Source organism: Klebsiella sp. RCJ4, from assembly GCF_009025755.1.
In the GTDB taxonomy this organism is placed as follows: Bacteria; Pseudomonadota; Gammaproteobacteria; order Enterobacterales; family Enterobacteriaceae; genus Klebsiella; species Klebsiella michiganensis.
In genome coordinates this window covers 40,892-58,283 of the sequence record NZ_WCIN01000012.1, presented here as the reverse complement: position 1 = coordinate 58,283, position 17,392 = coordinate 40,892, and the positions used below count along the sequence as shown (strand labels likewise).

Sequence of the window (17,392 nt, the reverse complement as noted above, 5' to 3'; positions counted from 1 at the left end):
GCCGGCCCCGCGCTGACCGGAGAGGAGATGTACTGATGGCCAATGTTTATACTCTGATTTCAGTCTGTCAGGCCGCTGCTGATGCGCTGGCGGTACAAACGCAACAACGTCTGCTGTTGTGGAACAACTGGCTGCAGCCGCTGTCAGCCGATAAACCCGCGGGGGACGATCCCGGCTACGATGATGATTTCCAGCTGATGCGCGAAGAGGTGAACAAGATCACCGGTGCGGATAGCGATCTGATTTGTAGGTTGGCCGAAAAACTGCTCACCACCGTGACCAAAGATATTCGCGTTGCCTCATATTACGCGTGGGCGCGGCTGCACCGGGATGGCGAAAGCGGTCTTGCGGACGGACTGGAACTGCTGGCCGGGCTGATGCAGGGTTTTGGCGAACAGCTGCACCCGCTGCGGGAGCGCAGCCGAAGGGCCGCATTTGACTGGCTCGCCGGACAGCGGATGCTTGACAGCCTGTCGCTGTACCCCGAGGCCGGCAGTACTGATGCCTTGCGTATCAGCGGCGCATTATTGCTGATGGAGCAGGCGCAGGAGGGGACTGTCCCCGATGCGCTGTGCGGCGTCCTCGAGACCCGTCTGTTGAAATCGGGCGGGCCGGATGCCGTCGTGCCGCAGAACGTCAGCGATGTTTCGCCCTCTCAGACAAACAACTATACGCCGGCGCTGAGCCCTATCACCTCTGGCCAGGAACTGCTGACCCAGGCGCGTATCCTGGCGAAATATCTCGGTGACCAGCCGGAGGGCTGGCTGGCCGCTCACCATCTGATGAAAAGCATCCGCCACGACACGCTATATCAGCTGCCGCCGCTATCAGCAGAAGGCAGAACCCGTATTGAACCGCCGAAGCCGGACCAGCGGGCATTGCTGAAGCGGTTGTATCTCCAGCAGAGCTGGACGGAACTGCTGGAACAGGCTGACGGGATGTTTTCTCGTGGGGCGAATCATCTGTGGCTGGACCTGCAGTGGTATATCCACCAGGCTCTGCTGAAGGCTGGGCGGGAAGCGGAAGCCGCTATTATTCAGAATGACCTGAAAGGGCTGCTGACCCGGCTGACGGGGCTGGAAGGACTGGCATTTAACGACGGCACGCCGTTTGCCGATGAGGTCACGCTGAACTGGATACAACAGCAGGTGCTGGAGAACGCCGCAGGCTGGCGGGATGATACTGCCGCCAGCGCCGCTACCGCATCCGGCGATGACGATATTCTGCTGCTGGAGCCGGAGGCCCTCGCGGTTGCCGACAGCGACGGCCCGGAGGCGGCGCTGGCCTGGCTGCAGAACCGCCCGGGTATCACCAGCGTGCGCAGCCGCTGGCTGCTGCGCCTGCTGATGGCGCGTATCGCCGAGCAGACCGGCAAAAATGAGCTGGCGCAACACCTGCTGGCGGAACTGGGCACGGATGCTGCCGGAATTCCGCTGGCACAATGGGAGACAGGTCTGCTGTTCGAAGTCAAAGCCCGCCACCTCAGGCTGCTACGCATGAAGGCCGGGCGCAGTGAAACCGACAAAAACCGCCTGCAGTCTGCTATGGACCGCCTGCTTGCCGAGCTGATTGCCATCGATCCCGCCCGTGCCGCAGTGCTGTGCGCTTAATCTGTTTACGAAAAATAAGGTGGCGGGAGCGGCGATGAAAAAAGAGAATGCCGCTCAGCGCATATCTCACAACGTATTAAAAGTTAACGGGGGCGATAACGTGTCGGCCAGAGAACGTTTTTTTAAGAAAGTGCAGCAGAACTCCGATAGCACACCGCCCGGCAATAAAACCGCTGAGGCGGAAATTCAGGCATTCCGCCGCCGGATGGATGCGCTGGTGCAGCAAATCAGCCAGTGGTTTGCGGGTTCCGGCATTGAGGTCATTCTATCAACAAAGCATATTCATGATCTGAGCACGATCGGCTATAGCCTGAACAGCGGTATATGCCGTTATGACATCACCACAATCCGGCTCCAGAACGGCGATCGTCACGTCAGCATCGTACCTGAACAGCTCTGTCGAGGTGCGGAAACGGGCTGTATGACAATGCGGGTTAATGCTCCCGGAATCACTCAGCTGTTTTACCTGAGCATGGCGCCGGAAACGGGCTGGTTTATCCGCCGCGAACATCAGAGCGAAAAAGAGAATGTCATCATGACGGAAGAGCTCTTTTTCCATGCCGTTGATTGCCTTGCCTGAATAGTCGCGGCGGTTTCTCATATTGTGCAGGCAACCGTTGCCTGACCCATTACAGATATTCAGGATGCCTGCTCTGAAGGCTTCATGCTTGTGCTTTTAGCTGCAATGAGCTTCTTAATGAGTTTTGCCATTTTAGGACCCGCGTTTTTTGGCTCTTTTCTCCTGGAGCCCAAAAAGGCACCACAAGGCTGCGGTCCTCAGTCATTCCCGCCAGACCGATACAGACACAAAAAAGCCCGCAGGGCTTGCGCCGTGCGGGCTTTCAGGACTTCATCGGATGACTCTGGTAATCACCGATGGAGAATTTTGGTGGGCTGGCGGAGTCTGAATTGGTTGTGTAACCAGTTGTTTTATAATACTTAACTTTCAATTCAATTTTCAATTTGGTCCCATTGTTGGTCCTAAAAGAAAATGTCAGGTTTTTTTGGCAGGGGAGGGGAGGTTATAGCAGGAGCCTCTTCGTTGGTGAGATTAGCATTTTGCTTTCCTTTAGTCTGCTCTGTATTTAAGCGTTTATTTCACGTTATTTTTTAGCAAGCCGGTAGAGCGCCTTGCTCGCAGAATATCCACTACGGAAATATACGGGGTTTGTTCTTGCCACGAAAATCCATTCCTGTCGATACGAACCAGTTCGTATTTTTCCACCAGAAAGTTGACTGCATCGGCCAGGGTGATCCCGGCATCAATATGTTCCTTAATAACAGTTTCATCACTGAATGGCGTGTCGTTCAGTGTCAGGCCATAGTGCGTTTCCAGCAGGCGTGTCAGTAACATTTGCCAGACGGCCACGGGCGGCAGACATAGCTTCGCCGCCTGCGGAGTTGTTGCAGGTAAAGTTTTCATGTTTGCTCTCGTGAAATTTGTTAGCGCTGAGTGGGATAAACGGCGACGTATACGTAGCCGCAACTGCCAAGGGTATCGGCTTCGCAGGTGAAACCGTTGTGATACAGGATGACGCAGTGGGCATGGCAAGGGTTCATTTCACCGGTGGTCAGCATCAATTCCATCTGACTGATAAAATGCGGAAATGCCACATCCAGCTTAAGACATTCGGCGTCACTGATCTTACCGGTGATACTGGCCCGATCAGCCAGATAATGCAGCCGGTTCCCCTCCTGCACCAGACGGGCTCCCAGGTGTGGCGTGATATTTCGCTGCAGACCCCATGTGATTTTGCTCATTGATAACCTCTTTATTGTCAGTTCAGGGTGATACTCATCAGGCAGGCATACGGTCCGTTGCGGTCCTGGCGGCGTTCGGCGTATACCGCCAGCACACCGGGAATATCCGGAATTTCCCTGCCGGTGTAATGGCAGACGCTGCCATGCCACTGGTATTTGCCGGTGCAGTAGCGAAAGATTCGGGACTCAGGATGCTGGCGGTATATCGTCATTGCCCGGCGTTTACTGATAATTTTCATTTAATACCTCACAGCAGACCGTGTTCTGCGAACGAATAGATTTGCCTGCCACCGACAATCAGATGGTCGGGGACACGGATATCCACCATCTGAAGTACCTGAATCAGCCGCTGCGTGAGGGCTTTGTCAGCCTGGCTGGGCGTCGTCTCGCCGGAAGGATGGTTATGCGCCAGTATTACCGCCGCCGCGTTGAAATACAGGGCGCGCTTGACCACCTCCCGGGGATGCACCTCGGTGCGGTTAATCGTGCCGCTAAAGAGCGTCTCATGGGCAATAAGCTGATTCTGGTTGTCCAGATACAACACCCGGAACTCTTCCCGCTCAAGTGCGGCCATATGCAGTCGCAGCCATTCACGGACAGCATGTGTGGAGGTGAAGGCCACCCCGGGCTCATGCAAATGCCTGTCTAGAACCCTGAGAGCACGCTGGATGAGACGCCGGTCCTGTGGCGTTATCTCGCCGGGTAAAAAGGAAAGCTGTTTCATTTGTTGTTCCTCCGGTCAGTCGATGATACGCAGAATGGCGTGGGCTTCAGGATGTTGGAGGGCATAGTCCCGCAGGCGATAATAGTGCTCCGTCATGGCATCGCATTCGGTGCGACAGGCGTGATGGCTGTATTCGATCAGGCAGACAGCAATGCCTGCGGCTTCCGCGCTCATTTCAGCACCATTGCCATTCATGCTGTTGAACAGATGCCATTTATCGTCATCCTCAGCATCGGGTGCCATAAACGCCCCGCCATTGCTGAGTGTGTAAAACGACCAGATACCGCCGCTGTACTTGTCACAGAAGCGGTCCATCCAGACAAAAATTCGTGGCTCCAGCGTTATCCACTGCGGAATGGAGCTGAAGTGCTGTGGCCAGAAGTTGATACGCTGTTCGTCGGGTACCAGCGTGGCACTGAGGGTGAACTGCGGTTCGTTAGCGGGAACAAACTCGTGCTGTGTCTGTGTTGTCATAGGGTTTCTCCGTCAATAAAAAACGCCAGCGGCGATGGCTGGCGTATGAGGTGGGGTAATCAGGGTCTGAAAAATGACTGCAGTCAGTCGGTGGATAATGCTCTGCAAATGCCATCCTGCCCGATATACCGGTTGAGGGCCGTACCGGCATCCGGTTCAAAGTTCCACGCCCGCCAGACCATCCGGCCTTCGGGGTCGCGAACCACCAGACGGAAGTGACTGTCCTGGTCGTCTTCAATGGCGATGTTGTGATATCGGCGGGTAATCGCTTCGGCCTGCTGTCGGATGAAAGGTCCCGGTGGTAACCATTTAGGTTCAGACATTCGGTGTACCTTAAAAGCAAAATCCCCTGTCGCAAAAGCGACAGGGGACTGAAAGAGAGGAAGGAAAAATAGGGTATGTTTCGTGTCGTAACGATAACACTACTGCTTAGCAGCTTGTTTTGCTTTTTCCCAGGATGGTCGGTTCGGGCCGGAAAACTCTTTCATGTCTGACCAGTAACCGATAGGGTACTGGATAACAGTTTCATCACCGACGCCGATGTCAACAGACAGATATTGACCACCTTTAATGGAGCCTTTGCGCACCCAAGCATTTGGACTACAGGTTCCAGTATCTCGCTGTTGCCAGGAACGGTCATCCCTGTCAATGATGTAAAAATCACCTAATGAACACCCACTTGCAGATTTGTGATTTAACACGGCGGCCACGTGTTTGGTATTACCAACAATCACACAACTGTTATGTTTACCGCCGCACATGTTCCACAGAGTGTCACCGTTACCCCCGGTAAATTCCCAGATGGTATTCGCTGGTGGTGCATCATTGGACGTGGTAGTGGCGGTTGGCGTGTGTGTTGGTTCCGCAGTCCCATTGACTAATGCACGTATTACTTTCAGCTCACCATCACTTGGGGTGTTAACCCATTGCCCATCTTTACCGTTGCTGTAGAAGCCCACGAAGTTATGGAGGTCAGGCTGGTACAAGAATGTCAGATTGTGGTTACCACAGTTACCGTCTTCACACATAAAACCTTTCAGGTAGACTTTACCGTCAATTTTTACTGGTTCCATCGGACCCGCTGGACCATTCATCTCGTCGAGCATCGCCGGTAAACCATTCTGATTCATGGTCTCATCAAACGACTTTTTGTACGCTGGGTCGGTTTTGTACAGGTCGAAAGGATATGGGCATGTATTGTTTTCTGACTGACAGTTCTTGGCTTCTACCGCCGTTTTGGCGGTTGCCTGGACTACAGTCGGGGCCATCAGTGCCACAGACAATGCCAACCAACTCCATTTCACATTTGCAGAGAAAGATTTTCTTTTCATTATAAGACTCCTTATAAAGCCCCTGATGCGTCAGGGGCTGTGGGCGTATGCTCGCGTATGGCGCTCTGAAGTAGCACCGAAGCTAGTGGGGTGGCGGAGATCGGTTGCCACTCCGTCATTCCCTGTCGCCAAACCAGAGTGGCGGCAGTCAGTTCACCGTGAACAATCAGGCCGGTGATGTCGTCTTCGGTCACATTGTCGTGACGTACGCCATTTATCTCGTAATGCCATGTCATTGTTTTTCCTTGTTAACAGAGGTCATTAAACCAAAGCTCATCCCGATCCCCCGTTATCGGCAGCCTGTGACAAAACTTCACGGATACAGCTGAAGTGAGGAAGTGCCCGGATAAAGCCTGCCTGAGTGGTTAACAGGCTGAGTCGTTTTCGAGGGGTAAAAGTGGTGTTCAGGATTGTCACTGCATGGATGGTCGCCAGAGGATGCACGGTTATATGCCCGTTAAGTTCACCGGTGAGGTACCAGCAGCCGTCGAGAAATATCAGACGGTACGGGGCCAGTCCGTCACAACGTTCACCGTCCGCGAGCAGCAATACACGCTGGCTGCCGGTGATGGCGCTGACCAGTCGATAAAATACCAGCGGGCTGGTGGTCGTTATCGGCTGTGGTGACTGCCACACCAGGCAAGGGGTTCCATCCGATGCCAGCAGTGCGCCCGCCAGACGCCGGTCCAGCCCCGGAAAGATATCGGCCAGCCCGGCCCGGTATGCAAAAGTCAGCACATCCAGTTCACCCTGCGGACCTGCACCGGTCCGCAGGCGATAGCATCCCTGATGACATTCGAGGTCCAGGTACATCAGTCGTTCGCGAAAATCCCGGTACAGGGTACGGACCGACACATCAAACTCGGTCGCCAGTTTTTGCATCTCTAACGTTTCACCCGCCACAAGACGGCTGATAATCAGCGACAGCCTGACCGCCAGCCTGTCGTAGCGGCGCTCTGTCAGTGGCATGGAGGCTCCTCCGCATGGTTAACTGACTGAAAGAAATAAGATTCTAAAGGAGAGGGTTGACAGGATATGTCCACGACGGGAATTAATTTGGGAAGCGCATGAAGCCCGTGATTATCAGACCTGCGCGGATTTCTGATGATTTAACCGGCAAGTTCTGTGCACCCGAAATGACAGGGTGTGTCATTTATTCACATTTTAATAACCATGCCAGAGGTAAAATGTGAACTCACGCAGGCCGGAAACCACTGAGCATGGCTTCCGCCATCACCCACAGTGCCCGGTTAAGCTTCACATCTCCGTCAATGCCGCGCACGGCACGGGTATGCGTTCGCACGCCTTTTACACTACGTCCGCTAAGCCCGCCTTTTATCAGGTTCTCCTGAATACGCTGGTAGGTGGTCCACAGGTCATTACTCTCATCCTGCCAGCGGCGTGGGGAAAGTATTTGTGACGGGGCAACCGGCTGGTGGTCCTCACCAAAGCGGTACGTCAGCGCGGCCTGTGCCAGAGCCTGCTGAGCAGGTGGCGGCAGCATCAGCGACTGCATGGCATCTCGCTTTTCTTCCACACGGTCAAAAATCCCCAGCACTTCATACGCCCCTTCAATCACCTGACTCACCACATCTCCTTTGTGCGGCACCCGCACCTCACCAAAAGACTCACCGCAGACGAGCCCGTTCTGGCACACTGCACGGAATAATCCCGGCAGCATCTGATACGAACTTGTGCCGTCATGCGAGTTGAGCAGAATGATTTCCGGGACCTGTTTACCGGTAATCTGTCCCTCCCGACGCAAACGCAACATATGCTTTGTATGCTCCCGACGACCAGGGTCACGTACCCGGGTCTGACAGGCAAAGAATGGCTGAAAGCCTTCGCGCTGCAGGCTGTCCAGCAGGGAGATGGTCGGAATATAGGTATAACGTTCACTGCGGGATTCGTGTTTATCCTCGCTGAACACGCTGGGCACCACACGAAACAGCTCTTCACGGGTTAACGGACGATCACGACGAATAAGGTTTGCTGCGCCAAAGCGCGAAGCCAGACGGGTCATAAGCAGACTCCTCATGATGGAAAATAAAGACAAAAAAGCCCTGCCGCTCAAATGGCGGCAGGGCTCAGGAAACGACGGATTAAGAAGCAATATTCAGAAGAAGAAATTCCAGACGGCACGGGCAACCGACACCACTGTGCCGCGCACGGCCTGAATGACGGCCCGCATCGGGGCGGGAATAAGGGGCAAAGCACTGATGGTATCAAGTACTGCACCTACGGTTTCACCGAAATCGTCACGGGCCTGCTCCCGGACTACCGTTGTGCGAAAGGGATGCTGCAGTTGCGACACCACCGGGCTGCTGGCCTCACGCGGCAGGCAACGGATCATGCGCTCTGCCATCACCCGTAGTCCCCACTGTAGACGGACCGACACAGCACACACCGGATGCACGGGCTGGAACAGCTCATGCAACAGGCAGATTTTGCGGCTGATGTTTTGCTTCTGCTCTGTGGATAATCGTTCTCCTCCGCTGGTGGGTTCAGCTTTGTCTGACTGGCTGATAACAAACAGCACCTTATGCCGGTATGCCTCACCAATCACTTGCCGGTAAAAATGCTCATCCACCGCCAGAGCCCGATCATCAGCCTTAATCAGCCACAGTACTAGGTCGAGCCGGGGTAGCTGTTCGCGGTACAGCGCAGCATACTCAGTATCGCGTGCACCACTTTCCCCCACGCCGGGAAGGTCCACCAGCGTCATATAGCGCTCACCGACTTGCAGACGAAAGCGCAGAGGTTCACGTGTACAGGCCGCCACATCGCTGACCGGCGACACTTCACCGGCAAACAGGGCATTGCACAGCGACGATTTTCCCGCCCCTGTTTTCCCCATAATGCCGATAACTGGCTCGTAGTTTGTGAGCTGACGAATTTGCTGCATGACCCGTTCTGAGGCCCATTCTGGTAAGCCCTTAAGTGAGCCCTGCAAGGACTGCAACCCTCCCAGATTATTCATGATATCTCCTGAAACAAAGAAAACAAAAACGGCGAATCCTTATGGATTCGCCGTTATAGTGATATGTTCAAGATGATGATATATATTTGAAAAGTTTTGGAATGCGTTCTCATTGCGAACGGTATAAAATTTCTGGCGTTCGCTTTCATAATTACATTTTTTAGGATCAGGCAGGCACAATCTATGCAATGTCTGAGATAACTACATCCATTTTTACTTGACTACCACCAACAAAAATATAGTGGTGCAGGAGAAAACGTGAAGTATCAGATAGTAGGTGGTGCAGGCCTGCACCGCAGCGAAACCAAAACAGTTGATATGATGGTTAAGCAGTTACCAGATAGTTGGTTTGGCTATGCTGGCTTGGTTGTTACTGATAGCCAAGGATCGATGGAAATCGATACGCTAATTATTACTGCTGACCGGCTGCTATTAGTCGAGCTTAAAGAGTGGAATGGTAACATCACATACGAAGGGGGTAAGTGGCTGCAAAATGGTAAGCCACGAGGCAAAAGTCCCTATCAGATCAAGCGTGAGCATGCACTGCGACTAAAAGATTTGTTGCAGGAAGAGCTATCTCGTAAGTTGGGTTACTTTTTGCATGTTGAGGCTCATGTAGTGCTGTGTGGCACTGCAGGTCCTGAGAACTTGCCATCAAGTGAGAGTCGCTATGTTCATACCCGTGATGAATTCTTGACTATAGGCAACCCCAAAAATTACGAAAAGCTGGTGCAGGACACTAACTTTTCTCATCTTTTTGAGGGGGGAAAGCCTCGGCCAAATTCAGATGAGGCATTACCGATCATTAAGTCCTTCTTTGAAGGCCCAAAAGTCAGGCCTTTACCACTTAAAGAAAGCGGTTATCTTGCGAACGATAAGCCATTCTTTAGTCACCCTCACATGGTCTACAACGAATTCAGGGCTACCCACAAAGACAATAGTCAACACAGAGGTCTGCTGCGTCAGTGGAACTTTGATGCCCTGGGTGTGGCAAATGCAATGCAAACATTATGGTCTGAGATAGCGCTGCGTGAGACTCGAGTCGGTCGCTTGGTTCGTCATGGCAGTGCAACTATGCAGGATTATATGTTGCGTGCGGTAAGGGAATTATCCGAGGAGGATATAACTGATGATGCCCGTGAGCTGTATGAATTACGCCGTAGTTTTAGCCGATTGGATGAGATACTAGATAGCGAAGCTGACGGATGGAGTAAGTCTGATCGTATTGATCGCGTTCGTGCATTATTGGCTCCATTCTCTGAATTACATAGCCTAGGTATCGGCCATTGTGATATTGACCCGCACAATCTATGGTACGCAGGGGATCAAAAGAGCATTGTCGTTACTGGTTTTGGCGCAGCCTCGCTGGAGGGACATAATAGCCTAGAGGCATTACGTCCGACATTGCAAAGTGCTCCATATACTCTGCCCGAAGATGCTTTTGAAGAAGCAGTTGAGCCCTATCGCCTAGATGTATTCATGTTGGCTGTAATTGCTTATCGTATTTGTTTTGCAGGCGAATCGTTACTGACTCCTGGACAGATGCCTGAATGGCGAGCTCCATTAACTGATCCTTTTAGCGGCATTTTAAATAGCTGGTTTGAACAAGCTCTTAACCTTGAGCCAAGTAAACGCTTTCCACGTGCGGACATAATGCTCAATGAGTTTAATGCGGCTACTAAGGAACATAGCCAAGAATTTGATGAAGCTAACCAGATTTATCAAGAGTTAAAGCAAAATAAATTCTTTCGCGAAGGGATGAACAGCGTTGGTGTGTTAATTGAGTTTCCTCCGCTTCCTGAACAGTTGCCTATGGTTTACCCTGCGCTTGCTGCCATTGCTACGACTGGCAGCATCAGTTATCACTGTGAACAAGGTGGGAAAGCCCTGCAGGTAAAATTGTGGGATGGCGTGATTTTGAATCCTCAGCAACCTGGTGTTAACCGCCGTATCCACGCTTTTAAGCAGCGAATCGATAAGCTTACGCATATAAATCTGCCAACTCCTAAGGTGCGTTCCTGTGGACTATTAGGACAAGGCGGCTTGTATGTAGTGAGCGAGTATGTGGATGGTCTACCGTGGTCACAGTTTATTGCTGAGAACGTTTTAGAACAATCCCAACGTTTCACAATTGCGGAGACGTTGATCAACACCATTCATGCTTTTCATGAAAAACAGTTACCTCATGGAGATCTTTGCCCAGAGAAACTGCTGGTACAAGTCGGGGAGCAGACAGCAATTACTCTGATTGGATTGCTTGAATTCAGTGATGAATTAACTGCAGATAATCGCTACCAGCCAGATAATCCTGAAAGTACTGATGCTTTTGGGCGAGATTGCTTTGCAGTATATCGTATGGTGGAGGAGCTATTTAGTGAAGATATGCCAGTACCGGTGCAAGCTGAGTTAGAACGTGCAAAGCAAACCGTTGACGGTATACCTATCGCGCTCGATCCTTTGCTGCAGTCACTTCGAGCACCGGAACAAGCTGAGATTAAGCAAGTTGTGGAGTCTGAGTCACAGGATAATGTAATTCCTGTTTGCTGGGGCGCAGATGATTGGCCGCAAGAAGTGAAGCTTCTAGAACAAAATGATGGGATCTATCATTTTCACTGTAACTGGTCAGCTAACCCACGCTTTGCGCATGAATTGCGTTGTAACATCACTGGCCTAGGTGAGCGGCTATTGGTAGACCTGGATCCTGATAATCGCACTATTAATAGAATAGTGTATAAAAAAGGATTATCGATCGAAGAAAGTATAAAGGCTGGTAAATATTCCCAAGCTAAAATTAATACTCAACTTTCATTACAGCGTGGCTCACTTAATCAGCGCAATACTTTTATTGAACTACTGTTTAATCTCGAGCCAGTAATTGACGCCATCATTGAGCGGGCTAATCCTAATCAAGAGATGGATGAAGATGACTTCGATAGTAGTGAGTCAAGTCCAGTTGAGTTGTGGCAGGCATTGTCTGACACAGAAGTAGACCTACGAGATATAGTCAACATCGATTCAACTGACTTTCAGGAATCACCAAGTGGTTGCTTACTCTACCCATATACTACGGAATCCGGTGCTGACCTCAGCTTTGAACTTGATGATAAGATCATTGTTTATATTAAAGATAAGCGTGAATCAGTGCAGTTAGGGGAGTTGCGACTAAGTGAGACTACGCCGAATCTATTGGCTATTCGCTTTGATTTCGATGCTGCTCGTAAGCGAATTAGTAGCGGCAGCCAGCTACAATTGGAGTCGATCCGTGACAAATCATCAAGAGAGTTGCGTCAAAGAGCCCTTCAACGAGTAATTGAAAACAAAGCAGAGATCCAGCATCTGCCACAGTATTTTGATTACCACCAGAAACCCTGCATGCAGCAAATGCAACCGCGGCCATCCGCGGAGACATTACGCGAGCTTTATGATCAGCCTGGACAACGTTTTAATGAACAGCAGCTCATGGCGTTTCAACAGTTGGTCGAGTTGGGACCTGTTGGAGTTCTGCAGGGACCGCCAGGAACAGGTAAAACAACCTTTATTTCAAAATTTATTCACTATCTGTATCAACATTGCGGTGTGAATAATATTCTTCTGGTCGGCCAATCCCATGCGTCTGTTGATAATGTTGCCATCAAGGCTAGAGAGCTCTGCCATACAAAAGGAATGGAACTGGATACAGTACGTATTGGTAATGAACTTATGATTGATGAGGGTATGCTAAGTGTTGCAACTAAAGCTCTTCAGCGACAGATTCAGCATAAATTTCACCGTGAATATGACCTGCGAGTTAGCTCCCTAGGAAAGCGTCTAGGGATGGCTCCATTATTAGTCAAACAGTTATGTCAGTTACATCGTACGCTGAATCCCTTGATGGTGACATATGGCCAATATAGCCGTGAGCTGGATAAAGTAGAACAGACAAAGAGCAGTAGTATTAGTCATCAAGAGCGACTGACTGAATTATTAGAACAAAGCAATCAGCTTAAACTGCGAACACAAGAAATTATTAACTCAATATTCGATGACAGCTTGCTGAAAACTCTCGTCTATGATGAGACCTTGATAAGACAGTTGGCTGAGCAAATTGCCATACAATGCAGTTATAACAATCCAGAGAACCTTGAACGTTTTCTGCAGCTATTGGAAATGAGCCAAGAGTGGATGGATGTATTACGCGGCGGCGAGGCTGGGTTTGATCGATTTATGTTCAAAAGTAAGCGATTGGTTTGCGGAACTCTTGTTGGTGTTGGGAATCGTCGACTAGAGCTAGCTGAGTCTAGTTTTGATTGGGTAATAGTTGATGAGGCTGGCCGAGCACAAGCTGCTGAATTGATGGTAGCGCTGCAATCAGGCAAGCGAGTGTTGCTGGTAGGGGATCATAAACAATTGCCACCATTCTATCATCAACAGCATCTTAAGTTAGCCTCTAAGAAGTTAGAACTCGGGAAAGGGATCTTTTACGAGTCTGATTTTGAACGCGCTTTTAAAGCAACAGACGGCGTAACACTCGATACTCAATATCGAATGGTAGAACCAATTGGCGAGTTAGTATCGGAGTGCTTTTACGCTCAAGATATCGGTAAACTGCATTCATCGAGGAAAGTCTCGCCAGATTGGTATTCCCAGTTACCAAGTCCTTGGAACAAAACTGTTACTTGGATCGATAGTTCGAGCCCTAATGAAGCAGGTGCAGAAGAGCATAAGGGTAATGGCCGTTACTATAATCAACGAGAAGTCCGGCTACTGTTAGAGGCTTTGCAGTCATTGTCGAGCGATGACTGCATTGCACAGCTTGAGCAAACTATTACCACAGAGCAGCCATATCCTATTGGTATAATCACAATGTATCGTCAGCAAAAAGAGGAAATTGACAATGCTATCAGTCGGGCTGAATGGGCTGCATCGTTACGTGGTTTGATTAAGATCGATACCGTTGATTCATATCAGGGCCAGGAGAACAAGATAATTATCCTCAGTCTGGTTCGCGATAACCCCAACAAACTACAAGGTTTCCTGCGCGATGCGCCGCGAATAAACGTTGCTATTTCGCGAGCTCAAGAAAGGTTATTGATTCTGGGAGCTAGGCGTATGTGGTCAAAGACCAATAATGATTCAGCACTTGGAAACGTTCATGAATTTATTAGTAAACAGGTTGCCGTAGATGAACCCAACTACCAAATCCTGTGTGGTCAAAGTCTGCTTGGAGATAACAACTAATGTCAGAACCACGTCTGGGTAATCTGATTACCGTTTTACTACCTGCGCGTAGTTACAAGATCAACTGCGCTTTGACCACTGAAAAACTGATGCCTGGAATTGAACAGTTTGCATGTCGCTTGCTGCTGATTTTTGATCAGCTCTATCCCAGCGAGTTACAGAATTACTTTGGTCTAACCGATCGTGAGCGAGAGGTATTGCTTGATGGCTTGCTGGCTAACAGACTGATCAACATTAACCCTGATGGGCATATTGAGGCTAGCTCATTCCTACGTAAGCATGCAGCTAGTAATGGTGGGAAGCCAAGTTTAGTTAAGTATCAAGAACGTACGGAGGAAGTGGCATTCGATCTATTAACTCTTTCGATATGTAAACCGCAACCGAATCGTCGTTTTACTTCTGGACTGCCAGAGCTATTGCCTCGGCATCAGATCGGGGGAGATGCTGCTGCGGTAACAGAGGCTTTTAGCTCCCAGTTTCGCCACCATCTTTTGCTCAGCCGCAACAGCGAGTATGAGCGTCAAAGGACTAGATTATATAAGATAATGGGCTGTAGTTCGCATGAAATGGTGCAGCTCCCAATAGAGATAGAGGTTAGCTACGATGCTTCTGCTGGTAGCATTGAGCCGCAGAAATTTACTCGCTCCTATGAATATTTAGGTAACACCCGACTGCCGCTTTCAAACGAGCTGGAGGCTCATATCGCAGATTTTTTGGGAGAACATAAACTAGATGAATTTGGTATCGACTGTGAAGATTTCTGTAAACTAGCAAATGATAAAGTGTTGTTACAATTTGCTAATGGTTATAAGTTCGACTATTCCGGCTGGATAGAGGCTCGCGAACAACGGAAAACTGGCTACGGTACTTCATTGACTACCGGCATGTTAGGGGCTGTTTATTTGCCGCACAACTCTAAGCTGTTCATTAGTATGTTGCATAATGCATTACGTGATTATGTGGGTAAAACAGCTCCAAAAGCGCTGTGGTATAGCAGTAAAGTACCACTGTGGGGAGCTAATGGCAGTCAACTTTCGCGTTTTAATCGCGATCTAGGCGATATACTTGGTAATTATGCCGATGATAAGATTGCCCGCATTTCGCTTTTACACCCAAGCGCTGATGAAGGTGAGAAACGTCAAGAACGTAAGCGACACTTAGGTCGTTTTCCTACCGGTATTGGCCTTACTTCAGAGGCTAAGTTTGATCGTTTGGAGATCCTCTTAATTCCTGATGTGATTGCTTTGGTGCAATACCACGGTCAACCTAATTCTGATAGTGCATTAACCCTGCCGATTGGTTATATAACCGTTGAGCCAGAGCGTTTAGAATTACTTAAAAACCTAATGATTAAGCGAATTGAAGGGGTTGTTGCAACCATCAATTGGTCTGAATCAAAACTTGAAAATTTAACTTCGCTATTACCTGTTGAGTTTCTGATTAAACTGAATAAGAAAAGTGGTGAAGATGTGGATGCTGCAATACAAAAAATGCAAATTGCTAACCGTGCTGAAACCGCACGGGCAATTTTATCGCTGCGCAAGTAGCATTTATATTGCAGCGAATAAATTTTTCTAGGTTGCTATGAACTAGCTAAAGGACAAAAAATAGGTGAGCGGCGTTATTCATGTCAAATGAGATAATGCTAAATTGATAGGAATTTATACCCCTCCGACCATTTTGAATGGTCGGAGTTAATTATGCTTTTTTTTAAATAAATTGAGCTTTCGGTTTGACCTGCCCCCGGTGTAAGCATACCTGTTTTAGTTCCACGCACTTTTTGAGATTTCCGGGTTCCTGATGATATGCAGGCAGGGTAACGCTTGGAACTGACCTGCCCCCCGGATTAGATACAACCTTCAGTTAGTAATGTCGGTTGGTTTTTCTTCATATTTCCTGTTTCGCCAGTCCGTTGCGAATTCAGCTGGTGTCTGGTAATCCAGCGATGAATGGGGACGGCACTCGTTATAATCCTGCCGCCAGTCATTAATCGTTTTCCGGGCATGAAGAATATCGCTGAACCAGTGTTCATTCAGACACTCATCGCGAAAGCGTCCGTTAAAACTCTCAATAAATCCGTTCTGCGTTGGCTTACCTGGCTGGATAAGCCGTAGTTCCACACTATGCTCAAAGGCCCATTGATCGAGCGCGCGGCAGGTAAATTCCGGGCCCTGATCGGTTCTTATTGTCGTCGGATACCCCCGAAACAACGCGATGCTGTCCAGAATACGCGTGACCTGAACGCCTGAAATACCGAAAGCAGCGGTGATCGTCAGACACTCCTTCGTGAAATCATCCACACAGGTCAGGCACTTGATCCTGCGACCGTTGGCCAGTGCGTCCATAACGAAATCCATCGACCATGTAAGGTTCGGTGCATCCGGGCGCAGAAGCGGAAACCGTTCGGTCGCCAGCCCTTTACGGCGTCGTCTGCGTTTTACGCTCAGTCCATTAAGGTGGTAAATACGGTATACCCGCTTGTGATTGACGTGAAGGCCCTCCCTACGCAGCAACTGCCAGATGCGCCGATAACCAAAACGTCTGCGTTCAAGCGCCAGCTCAGTAATACGCCCTGATAAATGTGCATCAGCAGCCGGACGCTGAGCATCATAACGGCAGGTCGACAGGGACAAACCTGTAAGCCGGCAGGCACGACGTTGCGACAGACCGGTCGCATCACACATCAACACCACGGTTTCCCGCTTCTGGCCTGTCGTCAGTACTTTCGCCCCAGAGCCACCTGAAGCGCCTCCTTATCCAGCATGGCTTCGGCAAGCAGCTTCTTGAGCCTGGCGTTCTCTTCCTCAAGCGACTTCAGGCGCTTAACCTCGGGCACCTCCATACCGCCATACTTCTTACGCCAGGTGTAAAAGGTGGCGTCGGAAATGGCGTACTTACGGCAGAGCTCACGGGCAGAAACCCCGGCTTCAGCCTCGCGGAGGATACTGATGATCTGTTCGTCGGAAAAACGCTTCTTCATGGGGATGTCCTCATGTGGCTTATGAAGACATTACTAACATCGCGGTGTATTAATCAACGGGGAGCAGGTCAGAACCATAAGCGTGTTCACTGGATTTACTGTCTGCAGAAACTGAGTTTTCGTCGAAAAGGAAAGCAACGTCTGCCAAGCCGTAGCCCGGCACCACTGGCTACGCCAGAAGCGCTTAACCAGAGTGAGGTAATCCCCCCGTAGAAGGCCATGGAAATCACTCTAAAATTTATGTTTGTAATGAATTTGAGTTCGACAGCAATTATCTACCTTATCCTAATAAAAACCTTGCAAATAGAAAGGGAA

Annotated in this window: 15 protein-coding genes and 2 pseudogenes; 5 read left to right on the top strand and 12 right to left on the bottom strand. The window is 50.0% G+C overall.

Features of this window, described 5'->3' with window-relative positions; genetic code table 11:
* The first annotated feature begins 35 nt into the window (after nucleotides 1–35).
* The gene (tssA, locus tag F8562_RS04285) at nucleotides 36–1,610 is read left to right on the top strand and encodes a type VI secretion system protein TssA (protein ID WP_014839255.1); all 1,575 of its coding nucleotides are present in this window, start codon (nucleotides 36–38) and stop codon (nucleotides 1,608–1,610) included.
* A 100-nt stretch (nucleotides 1,611–1,710) separates the two neighbouring features.
* Nucleotides 1,711–2,190 carry a hypothetical protein gene (locus F8562_RS04280; protein WP_042934403.1) on the top strand — a complete coding sequence of 160 codons (480 nt, stop codon included), beginning with the start codon at nucleotides 1,711–1,713 and terminating at the stop codon, nucleotides 2,188–2,190.
* 513 nt (nucleotides 2,191–2,703) lie between these two features.
* Here F8562_RS04280 and F8562_RS04275 read toward each other — a convergent pair.
* From F8562_RS04275 to F8562_RS04225, 11 genes and pseudogenes are all read right to left on the bottom strand, one after another.
* Entirely contained in the window at nucleotides 2,704–3,033 is a 330-nt protein-coding gene (locus F8562_RS04275; RefSeq protein ID WP_054626383.1) for a TA system toxin CbtA family protein, read from the bottom strand.
* 20 nt (nucleotides 3,034–3,053) lie between these two features.
* Entirely contained in the window at nucleotides 3,054–3,371 is a 318-nt protein-coding gene (locus tag F8562_RS04270; RefSeq protein ID WP_054626382.1) for a type IV toxin-antitoxin system YeeU family antitoxin, read from the bottom strand.
* A gap of 17 nt (nucleotides 3,372–3,388) precedes the next feature.
* Nucleotides 3,389–3,610, bottom strand: coding sequence for a DUF987 domain-containing protein (locus tag F8562_RS04265; RefSeq protein ID WP_054626381.1), 222 nt, complete (start codon nucleotides 3,608–3,610; stop codon nucleotides 3,389–3,391).
* 8 nt (nucleotides 3,611–3,618) lie between these two features.
* On the bottom strand, nucleotides 3,619–4,095 hold the full coding sequence (locus F8562_RS04260; protein WP_054626380.1) for a JAB domain-containing protein: 477 nt from the start codon (nucleotides 4,093–4,095) through the stop codon (nucleotides 3,619–3,621).
* A 15-nt stretch (nucleotides 4,096–4,110) separates the two neighbouring features.
* Nucleotides 4,111–4,569 (bottom strand): antirestriction protein, encoded by a 459-nt coding sequence (locus tag F8562_RS04255; protein WP_049606139.1) that lies wholly within the window; start codon nucleotides 4,567–4,569, stop codon nucleotides 4,111–4,113.
* An 83-nt stretch (nucleotides 4,570–4,652) separates the two neighbouring features.
* The gene (locus F8562_RS04250; RefSeq protein WP_054626379.1) at nucleotides 4,653–4,892 is read right to left on the bottom strand and encodes a DUF905 domain-containing protein; all 240 of its coding nucleotides are present in this window, start codon (nucleotides 4,890–4,892) and stop codon (nucleotides 4,653–4,655) included.
* Nucleotides 4,893–4,991: 99 nt separating this feature from the next.
* Entirely contained in the window at nucleotides 4,992–5,900 is a 909-nt protein-coding gene (locus tag F8562_RS04245) for an Ivy family c-type lysozyme inhibitor (RefSeq protein ID WP_094909261.1), read from the bottom strand.
* A gap of 62 nt (nucleotides 5,901–5,962) precedes the next feature.
* Nucleotides 5,963–6,136 (bottom strand): annotated as a pseudogene (locus F8562_RS04240) (DUF4339 domain-containing protein); the annotation flags it as partial.
* Between the two features lie 37 nt (nucleotides 6,137–6,173).
* Nucleotides 6,174–6,869, bottom strand: a complete 696-nt coding sequence (locus F8562_RS04235; RefSeq protein WP_054626378.1) for a hypothetical protein — start codon at nucleotides 6,867–6,869, stop codon at nucleotides 6,174–6,176.
* A gap of 226 nt (nucleotides 6,870–7,095) precedes the next feature.
* Nucleotides 7,096–7,923, bottom strand: coding sequence for a DUF932 domain-containing protein (locus F8562_RS04230; RefSeq protein ID WP_054626377.1), 828 nt, complete (start codon nucleotides 7,921–7,923; stop codon nucleotides 7,096–7,098).
* A gap of 93 nt (nucleotides 7,924–8,016) precedes the next feature.
* Entirely contained in the window at nucleotides 8,017–8,880 is an 864-nt protein-coding gene (locus F8562_RS04225) for a GTPase family protein (protein WP_054626376.1), read from the bottom strand.
* A gap of 258 nt (nucleotides 8,881–9,138) precedes the next feature.
* Here F8562_RS04225 and F8562_RS04220 point away from each other — a divergent pair, with 258 nt between their 5' ends.
* Together F8562_RS04220 and F8562_RS04215 are read left to right on the top strand one after the other, a co-directional pair.
* A complete protein-coding gene (locus F8562_RS04220; protein WP_094909260.1) occupies nucleotides 9,139–14,097 on the top strand; it encodes an AAA domain-containing protein in 4,959 nt (1,652 codons plus the stop codon).
* Complete coding sequence (locus F8562_RS04215; protein WP_054626374.1) at nucleotides 14,097–15,644, top strand: hypothetical protein; 1,548 nt, start codon at nucleotides 14,097–14,099, stop codon at nucleotides 15,642–15,644. The genes F8562_RS04220 and F8562_RS04215 overlap by 1 nt, the downstream gene beginning before the upstream one ends.
* A gap of 312 nt (nucleotides 15,645–15,956) precedes the next feature.
* Here the strand turns inward: F8562_RS04215 and F8562_RS04210 are convergent.
* A protein-coding gene (locus F8562_RS04210) for an IS3 family transposase (RefSeq protein ID WP_094909259.1) occupies nucleotides 15,957–17,077 on the bottom strand; the annotation gives its coding sequence in 2 pieces (ribosomal slippage) (nucleotides 15,957–16,819 and nucleotides 16,819–17,077; 1,122 coding nt in all).
* A gap of 66 nt (nucleotides 17,078–17,143) precedes the next feature.
* Here F8562_RS04210 and F8562_RS29740 point away from each other — a divergent pair.
* Nucleotides 17,144–17,272: pseudogene (locus F8562_RS29740) on the top strand (IS3 family transposase); the annotation flags it as partial.
* Nucleotides 17,273–17,392 lie beyond the last annotated feature (120 nt).